The following is a 13,733-nucleotide window of genomic DNA, read 5'->3' as shown; positions in this document are numbered from 1 at the left end:
GAATAATGATGAAATTGGGGTATTAAGAAAAATCAGGCATTAAGAAGAGGATTTGCACCATTTCAGGACTGAAATGGTGCGTCCGAGTGGACTCGAACCACCGACCCCCACCATGTCAAGGTGGTGCTCTAACCAACTGAGCTACGGACGCAGAATGGTGCGTTCAATTGGACTCGAACCAACGACCCCCACCATGTCAAGGTGGTGCTCTAACCAACTGAGCTATGAACGCAACGTGTTGTCGGTGACAACGGGGACGAATATTAGCGGCACAGCATCGTTGAGGCAAGAGGGAAAATGCATTTTTCTCTCTGATTTCACGCGATTGCTTTATTACCGCGCAAAGTGAAGAGAAAGTAGCCGCCAGCTGGCGGCTACTGTGTATTTAACGTGCAGCGCGTTGCAATATTACCGCGGATGACTGGCGTTGCAGGAAGCGCATGCGCAGCATCATCATAATTGCCGCAGAGGTTAAGCCGATGATAAAGCCCATCCAGAATCCTGCCGGCCCCATGCGGTCAACCACCAGGTCGGTAAGCGCCAGGATATAACCACACGGCAGACCCAGCACCCAGTAAGCGATGAAGGTGATAAAGAAGATCGAACGCGTATCTTTATACCCACGCAGTACGCCGCTGCCAATCACCTGTATGGAGTCGGAGATCTGGTACACCGCGGCAAGCAGCATCAGATGGGAGGCCAGGGCCACCACTTCCGGGTTGTCGTTGTAAAGCAGGGCAATTTGCTCACGCAGCGTGATGGTAAACAGTGCCGTACAGATGGCCATACAGACACCGACGCCAAGCCCCGTGCGGGCCGCCGTTTGCGCATCCAGTGTCGAACCTTGCCCCAGACGAAAGCCCACGCGAATGGTCACCGCTGCGGCCAGCGACATCGGCAATACGAACATCAGGGAACTGAAGTTCAGCGCAATCTGGTGACCGGCTACATTCACAATGCCGAGCGGAGAAACCAGCAGGGCGACCACGGCAAACAGCGTCACTTCAAAGAACAGCGCCAGCGCAATCGGCAGGCCTAACTGCACCAGACGCGTCATGATGTTCCAGTCCGGCGTGCTGAACGAACGTTCATTGCGGATATCGCGCATTGAACGGGCACGTTTCACATAGGAGATCATACTGAAGAACATCACCCAATAGACGGCAGCCGTCGCCACGCCGCAGCCGACGCCGCCGAGCTCCGGCATACCGAAGTGACCATAGATGAAGATGTAGTTCACCGGAATATTCACCAGCAAGCCGATAAAGCCCATTACCATTCCGGGCTTGGTTTTCGCCAGACCTTCACACTGGTTACGCGCGACCTGGAAGAACAGATAGCCAGGCGCACCCCACAGCAGGGCCCGCAGATAGCCGACGGCTTTGTCAGCCAGTGCCGGGTCAATATTATGCATGGCGCGGATGATATGACCGGCATTCCACAGCACAACCATTATCAGCACGGAGACAAACCCTGCCAGCCAGAACCCCTGTCGAACCTGATGGGCAATACGTTCACGTCGCCCTGAGCCATTTAGCTGAGCGATAACCGGGGTGAGGGCGAGCAGCAGGCCGTGGCCAAACAGGATGGCCGGAAGCCAGATCGAGGTGCCTATTGCCACGGCGGCCATATCGGTGGCGCTGTAGCCACCCGCCATTACCGTATCCACAAATCCCATTGCGGTCTGGGCTACTTGCGCGATGATCACTGGTATAGCCAGTGCCAATAACTGGCGCGCTTCATTCATGTACTTCTGCACGTGAACACCTTTATATTCTAGTTATTTGAGAGACTAAAAAGGCCGCCGTAACTGGCAGCAAGAAGAAAATGCAGGGGGGTGCCAGCTATTGTAGCGGGGTTTAGCTATTTATCTAGTGAAAAAATCGCCACAAAATGCGCTCCGCTGGCAACCTGTTTTTCCAACTGTTATTGTGGTGGGATTAAACGGTGTCACCACCGTCCGGAAAAAACAGGAGTTGTAAGCATGTTTACTGGTATTGTGCAGGGCACCGCCAAAGTGGTGTCCATTGATGAAAAACCTAATTTCCGAACTCATGTGGTTGAGCTTCCGGAATATATGCTTGATGGCATTGAAACTGGCGCCTCGATTGCACATAACGGCTGTTGCCTGACGGTAACCGAAATTAACGGGAACCAGATTAGCTTTGATTTAATGAAAGAGACGCTGCGCATCACCAACCTGGGCGAGCTGGTGGTAGGGGATACCGTAAACGTAGAGCGTGCGGCCAGGTTCAGCGATGAGATTGGCGGCCATCTGATGTCAGGCCATATTATGACCACCGCGGAAGTGGCGAAGATTGTCACCTCGGAAAATAACCGTCAAATCTGGTTTAAAGTGCAGGATCCTTCATTAATGAAATACATCCTGTATAAAGGATTTATTGGTATTGATGGGATTAGCCTGACGGTTGGGGAAGTGACGCCGACCCGTTTCTGCGTGCATTTAATTCCTGAAACTCTCCAGCGTACAACCCTGGGGGCGAAAAAACTGGGGCATCGGGTTAATATCGAAATCGATCCGCAGACTCAGGCGGTTGTGGATACCGTTGAGCGGCTGTTGGCGGCAAAAGAAGCCGCAATAATAAAGACCGCAGAAGAAGAATAAAATGAACCCCGGAAATCCGGGGTTTTTTTTAGCGTGCGACCCGCAAACCGTGTTCTATCCCTCGGCTGAAAACAACCTGCCAAAGTTGAATATCACGCGCGCGAAAGGCGCCTGCGCAGGCATTGAGATAATAGCTGAACATCCGTTTAAACCGTTCAGAATAGTTGTCCGCAATTTCTGGCCAGGCTTCCTGGAAACGTGAATGCCATGCCATCAACGTGGTGTCATAATCCGCGCCAAAGTTATGCCAGTCTTCCATAATGAAATGAGGTTCACTGGCGTTAGCAATCTGGCGAACGGACGGCAAACAGCCATTCGGAAAGATGTATTTGTTGATCCACGGATCGACGTTATTGTCGGTGCGCTTAGAACCAATGGTGTGCAGCAGGAAGATGCCGTCAGGTTTCAAGTTACGGTCCACCACGCTGAAGTAGGTGTCATAGTTTTTCGGCCCCACGTGTTCGAACATGCCGACGGAGACTATGCGATCAAACTGCTCGTTCAGGTCGCGATAATCCTGAAGGCGAATATCCACATCAAGGCCCTGGCAGCGCTCCCGTGCCATTTTTTGCTGTTCAGCTGAAATGGTCACACCGACCACGCTGGCACCATAATGCTTCGCCATAAAATAGGCCAGACCACCCCATCCACAGCCGATATCCAGCACACGCATGCCCGGCTGTAGCTGCAGTTTTTCACAAATCAGACGCAGCTTAGCCTGCTGGGCTTCTTCAAGGGTTGAGGCCTCTTTCCAGTAGGCGCAGGAATATTGCATGAAAGGATCGAGCATGCGGCTGAACAGGTCATTACCGAGGTCGTAATGCTCCTTGCCGACGATCCACGCCCGTTTTTTGCTTTGCAGATTAAACAGCCGGGCGGAGGCGACACGTAATGTATCTTTCAGATTGCGGGGGAGCTGGTTTTCCAGACCGGCGCGTAAAACGCTGGAGAAAAACATATCCAACCGTTCACACTCCCACCAGCCGTCCATATAACTTTCCCCCAGGCCTAACGATCCCTCTCGCAATACGCGTTTAAAAAAGTCGGGATGCTTAACCTGTGGATCGGATGGTGAAGATCCATTAATAGTGATGCCTGCACGACCTAACAGTTCACTGACGATCCGGGACCAGTTATCGTCCGGAACGCTGACTTCTTCTATACACGATGAACTCATAGCTTCTCCATCACCTTACTGTGATCAGAACCTTCAAACAGCGTAGACGCTTTTTATGGTTTGTGAGAAATCTCACGGTATTTCCCCGTGAGGCTAGTATCCGACGTAGAACAGAGGAAGGGAGATAACCCTTGCCGAAATGCCTTCCATGGTAAAACGGGAGCGCTCCGGCTCCCGTTAACACTTAATATTTATCGTATTTAATCGAACCAAATTTAGTATAGGCCTCAAAATTTGGTGATTCAATAGAAAATTCTTAGCAACCTAATCACTGATATTTAACATAATTTCTGGCGCGATTATGCATGCGAGGTTTTCACCTCTGCGCGGTCATCCAGCTCACGTTGTGCCGCTGACTGCATACGGTATCCCAGAAGGGCCAGCGCAACCGTAACCAGCATGACGCTGGTGGTGGTCAGGAGCGGCGTGGCAATCAGCGCAGAGACCACCAGGCTTGCCAGGAAGCACAGACCCAGCTGCAGGGTATTCTGAAGCGCGGCCGCACGACCTGTTGCCTGTGGGAACGGACGTAACGCCTGGGCCACGACGATAGGGTAAATCGCACCGTTCGCCACGGCCATCACGCAGAAGGGAATCAGAATTTCTGCCAGACCTGCGCCCGGGATAAAGCCCACAGCCCAGGTGGCGATCACACTCAGCGCGTAGAGTACCAGCAGCCAGGGCAGCATCTGCTGGCCTTCCCATTTTTGCAGCGCCGCGCGACAGCCATAGCCCCCGACCAGAAACGCGATGGTCTGCGGGACATAGCTCAGACCAATGGCGGCCGGGCTGTAACCCATATCGTGAAGAATGAACGGCGAACCGGTCAGCCACGCGAAGAAACTCGCCGAGCAGGCGGCATAAATCAGGACATTACCGCGGTACGCTTTGGTGCTCAGCAGAAAGGTGAAGGTCACCGGTGTCGTGTCAGCAGGCGTCTCTTTCTTATGTGCCGCCTTGAGTGTGAATGCCGGGATCATCAGGACCAGCGTGATGGCAAACAGCGTAGCGAAAATGGCCTGCCAGTCGAAATGCGCCAGGATCCAGCTCCCGAGCAGCGGGGCGAGGGCAGGCGAAAGCCCTACCAGCGGCATAATGGTGGCGAAAATGCGGTTTGTACGGTTGGCCGGATAGTAGTCGGTGACCAGCGCCTGCCAGGTCACCGCAGCAGCACAGACGCCAACGGCCTGCACGAAGCGCAGTACCAGCAGCCAGGTTGCATCGCGTACCCATAACATTCCCAGACAGCCGACGGCAAAGATAGCCAGCCCCAGCAACAGCACCGGTTTACGGCCAAAGCGGTCAGAGAGAGGCCCCCAGAGCAGCTGCGCGAAGGCAAAGCCCGCGAGGAATAAGCTCAGGCTGGCGCTGATGGCTGCCGCCGGGGTCTGTAAATCTTCCTGCATTGCGGCGAAGGCGGGCAGGTACATATCAGTGGCTAAAAAGCCCAGCACGCTTAAACCACCGAGCCAGACTAAAAATCCTTTCCTGGGTTGCATTGTTTTTTTCTCCTGAGGGAGGCAGGTCTATGTTTGCGCAGAGTGTAGGGAGTGCAAAGCAGCTTGTGAAACGCTAATATTTGGCGAGTGCATTCAAAATTTTTGCAGGCAGAAAATGTGGTCAGATTATTCTCTTGAAGTGGTCGATGCTGTTGCACGCAACGGCAGCTTTAGCGGTGCAGCGCAGGAGTTGCACCGCGTCCCCTCGGCAATCAGCTATACGGTGCGTCAGCTTGAGGAATGGCTGGCCGTTCCGCTGTTTGAACGGCGTCACCGTGATGTGGAATTAACGCCCGCCGGGGCATGGTTTTTGAAAGAAGGGCGTTCTGTTATCAAAAAAATGCAGATCACCCGCGAACAGTGTCAGCAGATCGCTAACGGCTGGCGAGGACATCTTTCCATTGCCGTGGATAACATCGTAAAACCGGAACGTACCCGGCAGATGATTGTCGATTTCTATCGCCATTTCTCGGATGTCGAATTGCGGGTATCCCAGGAAGTGTTTAACGGCGTCTGGGATGCGCTGGCGGATGGCAGGGCAGAGATGGCGATCGGTGCCACGCAGGCGATTCCGGTTGGGGGACGCTTTGCCTTTCGCGACATGGGCATGCTCAGCTGGAAATGTGTGGTGGCAAGCGATCATCCGCTGGCTGACCTGGACGGGCCGCTCAGCGACGAAACGCTGCGTAACTGGCCATCGCTGGTGCTGGAAGATACCTCGCGTTCGTTGCCCAAACGCATTACCTGGCTGCTGGATAACCAGCGACGGGTGGTTGCGCCGGACTGGGAATCCTCAGCAACATGCCTCAGCGCAGGGCTGTGCGTTGCCATGGTCCCTGGCCATTTTGCGCGGCCCCGAATCGACACCGGTGAATGGGTTGAACTGACGCTGGAAAATCCTTTTCCGGATGCGGCCTGTTGCCTCACCTGGCAACAAAATGATGTGTCGCCCGCAATGGCCTGGCTTCTGGATTACCTGGGAGACAGTGAGACGCTTAACCGGGAATGGCTACGGGAGCCAGTATAACTGGCCCCGTAAAAGATTAACGACGATAGTCGCGGAACGGACCATCCGCAACGGAACGGCGTTCGATAAGACGCGGGTGAACTTCAATGGACTGAGACTCTTCACGCTTGTTGACGATCCTGTCCATCAGCATATTGAAGGCCGTTTCACCCAGCGAGTCTTTTGGCTGGTGGATGGTGGTCAGCGCCGGGGTAAAGAAGCGCGCGTTGCGCACGTTGTCATACCCGATCACGGAAATGTCCTGCGGCACGCGCAGACCCAGTTCATCGGCGGCACAGAGAGCACCCATCGCCATAATGTCACCGCCACAGAAAACGGCTGTCGGGCGATGCGACTGGGAGACAATCTGCTGCATTGCGCGGTAACCGGATTCCGGTTCAAAGTCACCCTGCACGATCCAGTTTTCCGGCACGGTAATCAGCGCCTCTTCCATGGCTTTCATAAACCCGGCCAGACGCCCGGCTCCGGTGTTGCGCTCCAGTGGACCCGGGATCACACCAATCTCGCGGTGACCGCGTTCAATCAGATAACGGCCTGCCATATAGCCGCCTTCAAACGCGTTATCGATGACGGAGTCGGTGAAGTCTGCACGTGCTTCGCCCCAGTCCATGACTACCATAGGAATATGGCGGTACTCTTCCAGCATGGAAAGCACGGACTCCGGATACTCTGAACACATCACCAGCAGGCCATCCACACGCTTTTGCGCCATCATGGAGAGATAAGCGCGCTGTTTTTCAATGCTGTTCCACGCGTTGCCCAGAATCAGGGTATAGCCTTTCTGGAAGCAGTTTTTCTCGACCGCTTCAATGATCTCGGCAAAATAGGCCGCTTCACTGCTGGTTGCCAGCAAACCAATGGATTTGGTGTGATTAACTTTGAGGCTGCGCGCCACCGCACTCGGTGAATAGTGTAATTCTTTGATTGCCGCCCAGACGGCGTTGCGCGTCTCTTCCGCCACAAAGCGGGTTTTGTTAATTACATGTGATACGGTTGTAGTGGAAACGTTTGCGCGTTTTGCTACGTCTTTAATTGTTGCCATTAAATGTCACTCCAGACCATATCCTAAACTCCTGAAAAACTTGAAGGTAAACGTTTGCCTTCTCTCACCCTTATCACGCAATCTTGAATTGCGGCACGCCGGGAAAACGACACAGGACGTCAGGAGGGGGTCAATGGCCGGTACGCTAATAAATTTAGCGTGGAATTTTGTCCTATCTTGATGAAAAGGGGAAGAGCTAAAGTGGTTATCAGTTTAAATCCAGGAAGATTTTTGAACTAAACTGTGTAAAAATGAGCAGGCTCACTTTTCGTGGGGAGATTAAAAGGAGAAAAATTGATGAGCTACGATCTGAAGTTTTCGCTGGTGACCACCGTTATTGTACTGGCTCTGATTGTTGCGGCGGGTCTGACGGCTGCATTGCACTGATTTACACGGAGGGAGAGCTCTCTCCCTCTCAGTTTTCCTGATTGTTACGCCTGCGGCAAAAATCTTTTGCCAATTTGTTAACTTCTCATTTTTTGTGATTGATGTCATGATTTCGGCTTCTTTGTTCTGTGTCACGACATGACACGGCATCCGGAGTTGACGCATGAAAATCAATTTTCCCCTGCTTGCCCTGGCGATTGGCGCTTTTGGGATTGGCACCACTGAATTCTCCCCGATGGGGTTACTGCCTGTTATCGCCCGGGGCGTGGATGTTTCTATCCCGGCGGCCGGGATGCTCATCAGCGCCTACGCCATTGGCGTGATGGTGGGGGCACCGCTCATGACGCTTCTGCTTTCACACCGCGCGCGCCGCAATGCGCTGATTTTCCTGATGGCGATATTTACGCTGGGCAACGTGCTCTCCGCGATTGCGCCGGATTACACCACCCTGATGTTGTCCCGCATTCTGACCAGCCTTAACCACGGCGCGTTCTTTGGGCTGGGATCGGTTGTGGCCGCAAGCGTGGTGCCAAAACACAAGCAGGCGAGTGCCGTGGCAACCATGTTTATGGGTCTGACGATTGCCAACATTGGCGGTGTACCTGCCGCAACCTGGCTGGGTGAGGCGATAGGCTGGCGCATGTCGTTCCTGGCGACGGCCGTGCTGGGTGTTATCGCCATGGTGGCGTTGTACTTCTCCTTGCCGAAAGGCAGCGCTGGTGAACGTCCTGACGTCCGCAAAGAGCTGTCGGTACTGATGCGCCCGCAGGTGCTCTCCGCGCTGTTGACCACCGTACTGGGGGCGGGCGCCATGTTTACTCTGTACACCTATATTTCACCGGTGTTGCACGATATCACCCACGCGACGCCTCTCTTTGTGACCGCGATGCTGGTGCTGATTGGTGTCGGGTTCTCTATAGGCAACTATCTCGGCGGGAAATTCGCCGATCGTTCCGTGAGCGGGACGCTGAAAGGCTTTTTAACGCTGCTGATTGTCATCATGATCGCCATTCCATGGCTGGCGCGTAATGAAGTCGGGGCGGCGATGGCGATGGTTGTCTGGGGGGCTGCGACCTTTGCCGTGGTTCCGCCGCTGCAGATGCGCGTGATGCGCGTTGCCCATGAGGCACCGGGTCTCTCGTCGTCGGTCAATATTGGCGCGTTTAACCTTGGCAATGCGCTCGGTGCCGCTGCCGGTGGTGCCGTCATTTCTGGCGGCCTGGGATACAGCTTTGTGCCGGTGATGGGGGCGATAATTGCCGCGCTCGGCCTGCTGTTAGTGATGATGTCTGGCCGTAAACAGCCGGAAGCAGCGTGCGCTGCTAAATAATGAAAAAACGCAGAAGGGCAACCCCTTCTGCGTGTCTCTTACGCGGCGAAGTTCTTCGCCACAAACGCCCAGTTAACCAGTGCCCAGAAGTGCTCCAGGTAGTTCGGGCGCGCGTTACGGTAATCAATGTAGTAAGCGTGTTCCCAGACGTCCACGGTCATCAGCGGCGTTGCGCTGGTGGTCAGTGGCGTACCCGCGTTCGAGGTGGAAACGATAGCCAGTTTGCCGTCCGCGTCTTTCACCAGCCACGTCCAGCCAGAACCGAAGTTCTTGACTGCAGCATCCGTAAACTTCGCTTTAAAATCAGCAAAGCTGCCAAACGCCGCGTTAATCGCGCCAGCCAGTTCACCCGTAGGTTCGCCGCCTGCATTCGGTGCCAGGCAGTGCCAGTAGAAGGTGTGGTTCCACACCTGAGCGGCATTGTTAAAGACACCGCCCTCTGAACTGCGGACGATCTCTTCCAGCGTTTTGCCTTCAAAATCGGTGCCCTTGATCAGGTTGTTCAGATTGGTGACGTACGTCTGGTGATGTTTGCCGTAGTGATACTCCAGGGTTTCCGCAGAAATGTGCGGGGCCAGGGCGTCTTTTGCATATGGTAGTGCAGGTAATTCGAACGACATTGCTTCTCTCCTTATTGTTTTTTATGTTGCCAATAACCACACAGACAACAGGGACAGAATAGCAAATTGAAAGGGTATGCAAAAGAGGAACTTACCCTGCCACGGCTGTGGCAGGGCAGGGGTTAGCGAATGGTTTTTGGCGTCATCACGCGGCGTGCGCCGACATAGTGACGTACCCAGTAGTCTTCACTGAGAGAGGTTATCTGGATGTCCTGGCCGCTACGTGGGGACTGGATAAATTTCCCGTTGCCTACATATACGCCAACGTGGTCAGCCGTGCCGCGCCCCTGAGTGCGGAAGAAGACGAGATCGCCATTCTCCAGTTCACCGCGGTTGACCGGTGACGCGTCGCGCAGGTGATACATCTCATTGGCGGTACGTGGAATTCGGAACTTCACCAGATCTTTGTAGGCGTAATAGACGAGGCCGCTGCAGTCGAAACCGGTACGCGGTGAGCTGCCGCCCCAGCGATAGGGTTTGCCAATCTGCCCCATCAGTTTGTTCAACGCCGTTTTTTGCGCTTTCTGCACGCGAACCTTATGCACTTCCGCTATTTTCGTGACCTTCGTGCATTTCGCTTTATGACCTTTGCGGGGGATGCATTTTTCCGTCACGAGATTAGCTGCAGTTTGCGAGGCTTTGCTTTTGGTTGCGTGGGCAGTGCGGGAAGGTTTTGTTTTCGTCTTGCTGGAGGCGGTCTTTTTAGTCTGGGTGGTGGTCTTTTTTTTGTCGTTCTTGCTGGTGGTTTTTTTCTTACGGTCTGTGGTTTTGGCCAGATGCGTTTTTTGTACAGCAGAGTGCCGCGCCTGTTGAGAGGCGTTCGCCACTGGCGTGAAAGTGAGTGTTGTAAACAGTAAAGCACAGAGCGTGATCGAGATTTTATTTATCCGCGCCACTGGGCAGTCCCCTGATAAATGCAGGTCATCAATAATACCCGCGAATGATTTACAAAGCCCGTCGATTCTAATCTATAAAAACCCGATAAGTTAATAGCATTTTTCAATCTACAATCCTGTTTCGTTAGCAAGTGCAAAAAAATTCATCAATCTGTCGCACTATTGTTCACTCCCTAAACAAAACCCTGAGTGCCGCAGGGTTAAACACCATTTGCAATGCAACTTTTCATCACTCGCGGTAAAATAAGAAAGACGTGACAAAAATGTTATTTTCCGATGGCAGTCTGAACCGCTACAATGACAGACGAATGCCGTAACAGAAGTTAAAGGAAGCAAGACATGAGCACCACTATTGAAAAAATCCAGCGCCAGATCGCTGAAAACCCGATTCTGCTGTATATGAAAGGTTCTCCGAAGCTGCCAAGCTGTGGCTTCTCCGCGCAAGCGGTTCAGGCGCTGTCTGCCTGTGGTGAGCGTTTTGCTTACGTTGATATCCTGCAGAACCCGGACATCCGCGCTGAGCTGCCTAAATACGCTAACTGGCCGACGTTCCCACAGCTGTGGGTAGACGGTGAGCTGGTCGGCGGTTGCGATATCCTGATCGAAATGTATCAGCGCGGCGAACTGCAGCAGCTAATCAAAGAAACGGCTGCGAAGTACAAAACGGAAGAGCCAGACGCGGAGTAAGTTGTCTGCGAAGACAAAAAAGCGACCTCATGAGGTCGCTTTTTTTTATTCTTCACTGTCACCCATCGGCAGTGGCCAGCCGCCCAGACGCTTCCAGCGGTTCACAATTTCGCAAAACAGCTCCGCCGTCCGCTCGGTGTCATAAAGTGCGGAATGCGCCTGCGTACCGTCAAACTCAATGCCTGCCGTAATACAGGCCTTTGATAATACCGTTTGTCCCAACGCCAGACCGCTCAGTGCCGCGGTATCGAAGGTCACAAACGGGTGGAAAGGGTTACGCTTGAGCGACGCGCGCTCAGCGGCGGCCATCGTAAAGGTGTGATCGAACGTGGCGTTATGCGCCACCATAATGGCGCGGCTGCAGTTGCTCTCTTTCATGCCTTTACGCACCATTTTAAAAATGGCGTGCAGCGCGTCATATTCACTTACCGCACCACGCAGCGGATTATGCGGATCGATGCCGTTAAAGGCCAGCGCCTCGGGCTGTAAGTTGGCCCCTTCAAACGGTTCAACGTGGAAATGCAGCGTGGTGTCCGGTGTAAGCCATCCCTGTTCATCCATCTTCAGCGTGATGGCGGCAATTTCAAGCAGCGCATCGGTTTTAGCGTTAAATCCGGCTGTTTCAACATCGATCACAACAGGATAAAAACCACGAAAACGGTCGCACAGACCGCTAAATTGAGCGTTATCGGACATCAGGGTCTCTTACATGGGGAAAAAAGCAGTGCGCATTATGGCAAATTTTGGATGGGGATGCAGTAAAAGTACGGGCGCATGTTGCGCCCTGCGGGATCAGTTGCCCAGACCGCGACCAGCGTCTTTGGCTTCAATCAGTTCGATTTTGTAGCCGTCCGGATCTTCAACAAACGCGATCACGGTGGTGCCGCCTTTGACCGGGCCAGCTTCACGCGTCACGTTACCGCCGTTGCTGCGAATACGTTCACAGGCTTCGGCTGCGTTGTCCACTTCCAGCGCGATATGACCATAAGCGGTGCCCAGCTCATAGCTGTCCACGCCCCAGTTGTAGGTTAGTTCGATGACCGCTTCGTCCGTTTCCGGGCCGTAACCCACAAACGCCAGCGAGTATTTATATTCCGGGTTTTCGCTGGTGCGCAGCAGTTTCATACCCAGTACGTTAGTGTAGAAATCGACAGAACGTTGCAGATCGCCAACGCGCAGCATGGTGTGAAGTAGGCGCATAATTTCCTCATTAACCAATGGAATAGAATATCTATTTGAACAGAAACGATGTTTTAGTATAGCGGCGAAAGGTCGCCGCTATCAATGAGCAATGAAGAGATTACAGGGTAGGGTAGTCGGTATAACCTTCAGCGCCGCCGCCGTAGAAGCTTTCCGGACGCTGAGGGTTCAGCGCGGCTTTCTGCTGCAGACGGGCGACCAGATCAGGGTTAGCGATAAAATCGCGACCAAATGCAACGGCGTCGATCAAACCTTTGCTAATCAGATCTTCAGCTTTCTCAGGGGTATATGCACCTGCACCGATGATCACACCGTGGAAGCGTTCGCGTACTTTCTGACGGAAGGCTTCAGTGTAAGGCTGACCACCGGCCCAGTCTGGCTCGGACATATGCAGATACGCGATACCCCGTTTTGCCAGCTCTTCAATCAGATAAAGGGCATCCGCTTCTTCGTCCGGGCCGTTATCAACGTTCTGGAAAGAACCAATCGGGGACACGCGGATACCAATGCGGTCCGGGCTCCACTCCTGACATACGGCATCCACCACTTCCAGCACCAGGCGCGCACGGTTTTCAACGCTGCCGCCGTACTGGTCGGTACGATGGTTAGAGGACGGTGACAGGAACTGGTGCAGCAGATAGCCATGCGCGGAGTGCAGTTCAACCAGGTCGAAACCGGCTTCACGCGCATTCGCCACGGCCTGGCGGAAATCGTTAACAATCCCCGGGATCTCGTCCAGTTCAAGAGCGCGCGGCATAGACGTATCAACACGGATCGCATTGCCGTTTTCATCACGCAGGGAGGTGCGGGTGTTCGCGCTCAGGGCAGAGGCGGAAACCGGTGCCTGACCGCCAGGCTGGATGCTGCTGTGAGAGATACGACCGGTATGCCACAGCTGGACGGCAATACGACCCTCTTCAGCGTGAACGCCAGCCGTGATTTTTTTCCACGCGGCAATCTGTTCCGGGCTGTGCAGACCAGGTGCGCCAGCGTAACCCTTAGCCTGAGCAGAAATCTGGGTGGCCTCGGTGATGATCAGGCCAGAGCTTGCGCGCTGACGGTAATATTCACCCATCAACGGGGTAGGGATATCACCCGGCTCAATGCTGCGCAGACGGGTAAGCGGGGCCATGAACACACGGTTTGGCGCGGTAACGGCACCCACTTTCAAGGGGGTAAATAATTTTTCAGCGGACATAAAGGCTCCTGAGTAGACCAGTCGTCTAGTAATTACGTAAATAA

The 13,733-nt window shown here is 53.8% G+C and carries 14 protein-coding genes and 2 tRNA genes; 5 read left to right on the top strand and 11 right to left on the bottom strand.

The features are described 5' to 3' along the window. Window positions 1-74: 74 nt before the first annotated feature. From AAIR21_RS04640 to mdtK, 3 genes are all read right to left on the bottom strand, one after another. Window positions 75-151 (bottom strand) — tRNA-Val (locus tag AAIR21_RS04640). A gap of 4 nt (window positions 152-155) precedes the next feature. Further along, a tRNA-Val gene (locus tag AAIR21_RS04635) sits at window positions 156-232 on the bottom strand. A 153-nt stretch (window positions 233-385) separates the two neighbouring features. After that, complete coding sequence (mdtK, locus tag AAIR21_RS04630) at window positions 386-1,759, bottom strand: MdtK family multidrug efflux MATE transporter (protein WP_106503985.1); 1,374 nt, start codon at window positions 1,757-1,759, stop codon at window positions 386-388. 225 nt (window positions 1,760-1,984) lie between these two features. On the opposite strand from mdtK, the gene AAIR21_RS04625 reads away from it, so the two are divergent. Then, on the top strand, window positions 1,985-2,626 hold the full coding sequence (locus tag AAIR21_RS04625; RefSeq protein WP_020884345.1) for a riboflavin synthase: 642 nt from the start codon (window positions 1,985-1,987) through the stop codon (window positions 2,624-2,626). Between the two features lie 28 nt (window positions 2,627-2,654). On the opposite strand, the gene cfa is transcribed toward AAIR21_RS04625, so the two are convergent. Both cfa and punC read right to left on the bottom strand, forming a co-directional pair. Next, the gene (gene cfa, locus AAIR21_RS04620) at window positions 2,655-3,803 is read right to left on the bottom strand and encodes a cyclopropane fatty acyl phospholipid synthase (RefSeq protein WP_014169766.1); all 1,149 of its coding nucleotides are present in this window, start codon (window positions 3,801-3,803) and stop codon (window positions 2,655-2,657) included. A gap of 299 nt (window positions 3,804-4,102) precedes the next feature. Continuing rightward, complete coding sequence (punC, locus tag AAIR21_RS04615; protein WP_183516421.1) at window positions 4,103-5,302, bottom strand: purine nucleoside transporter PunC; 1,200 nt, start codon at window positions 5,300-5,302, stop codon at window positions 4,103-4,105. Window positions 5,303-5,417: 115 nt separating this feature from the next. On the opposite strand from punC, the gene punR reads away from it, so the two are divergent. Further along, window positions 5,418-6,329 (top strand): DNA-binding transcriptional activator PunR, encoded by a 912-nt coding sequence (punR, locus tag AAIR21_RS04610; RefSeq protein ID WP_025204357.1) that lies wholly within the window; start codon window positions 5,418-5,420, stop codon window positions 6,327-6,329. Between the two features lie 16 nt (window positions 6,330-6,345). On the opposite strand, the gene purR is transcribed toward punR, so the two are convergent. Next, complete coding sequence (gene purR / locus AAIR21_RS04605; RefSeq protein WP_014169769.1) at window positions 6,346-7,371, bottom strand: HTH-type transcriptional repressor PurR; 1,026 nt, start codon at window positions 7,369-7,371, stop codon at window positions 6,346-6,348. Window positions 7,372-7,668: 297 nt separating this feature from the next. Between purR and AAIR21_RS04600 the strand changes: the two genes are divergently transcribed. Next, complete coding sequence (locus AAIR21_RS04600) at window positions 7,669-7,758, top strand: YnhF family membrane protein (RefSeq protein ID WP_032670423.1); 90 nt, start codon at window positions 7,669-7,671, stop codon at window positions 7,756-7,758. 163 nt (window positions 7,759-7,921) lie between these two features. After that, entirely contained in the window at window positions 7,922-9,088 is a 1,167-nt protein-coding gene (locus tag AAIR21_RS04595; protein ID WP_020884342.1) for an MFS transporter, read from the top strand. 38 nt (window positions 9,089-9,126) lie between these two features. Here AAIR21_RS04595 and sodB read toward each other — a convergent pair whose 3' ends face one another. Further along, entirely contained in the window at window positions 9,127-9,708 is a 582-nt protein-coding gene (gene sodB / locus AAIR21_RS04590; RefSeq protein WP_020884341.1) for a superoxide dismutase [Fe], read from the bottom strand. Window positions 9,709-9,830: 122 nt separating this feature from the next. Further along, window positions 9,831-10,604: a C40 family peptidase gene (locus AAIR21_RS04585; protein ID WP_014169773.1), complete on the bottom strand. Its 774-nt coding sequence runs from the start codon at window positions 10,602-10,604 to the stop codon at window positions 9,831-9,833. Window positions 10,605-10,943: 339 nt separating this feature from the next. Between AAIR21_RS04585 and grxD the strand changes: the two genes are divergently transcribed. Continuing rightward, on the top strand, window positions 10,944-11,291 hold the full coding sequence (gene grxD, locus AAIR21_RS04580; protein WP_003832760.1) for a monothiol glutaredoxin 4: 348 nt from the start codon (window positions 10,944-10,946) through the stop codon (window positions 11,289-11,291). A gap of 45 nt (window positions 11,292-11,336) precedes the next feature. Here the strand turns inward: grxD and rnt are convergent, their stop codons facing one another. The 3 genes from rnt to AAIR21_RS04565 form a co-directional block, all read right to left on the bottom strand. Further along, on the bottom strand, window positions 11,337-11,987 hold the full coding sequence (rnt, locus tag AAIR21_RS04575) for a ribonuclease T (protein ID WP_014169774.1): 651 nt from the start codon (window positions 11,985-11,987) through the stop codon (window positions 11,337-11,339). A gap of 96 nt (window positions 11,988-12,083) precedes the next feature. Next, window positions 12,084-12,491: a lactoylglutathione lyase gene (gloA, locus tag AAIR21_RS04570; protein ID WP_020884340.1), complete on the bottom strand. Its 408-nt coding sequence runs from the start codon at window positions 12,489-12,491 to the stop codon at window positions 12,084-12,086. A gap of 100 nt (window positions 12,492-12,591) precedes the next feature. Next, a complete protein-coding gene (locus AAIR21_RS04565) occupies window positions 12,592-13,689 on the bottom strand; it encodes an alkene reductase (protein ID WP_020884339.1) in 1,098 nt (365 codons plus the stop codon). Window positions 13,690-13,733: the final 44 nt, after the last annotated feature.

It is taken from the genome of Enterobacter sp. PTB, from assembly GCF_051130085.1.
Classification (GTDB): domain Bacteria; phylum Pseudomonadota; class Gammaproteobacteria; order Enterobacterales; family Enterobacteriaceae; genus Enterobacter; species Enterobacter ludwigii.
Note: the sequence above shows the minus strand (reverse complement) of the source record. Positions and strands in the feature narration are given on the sequence as shown.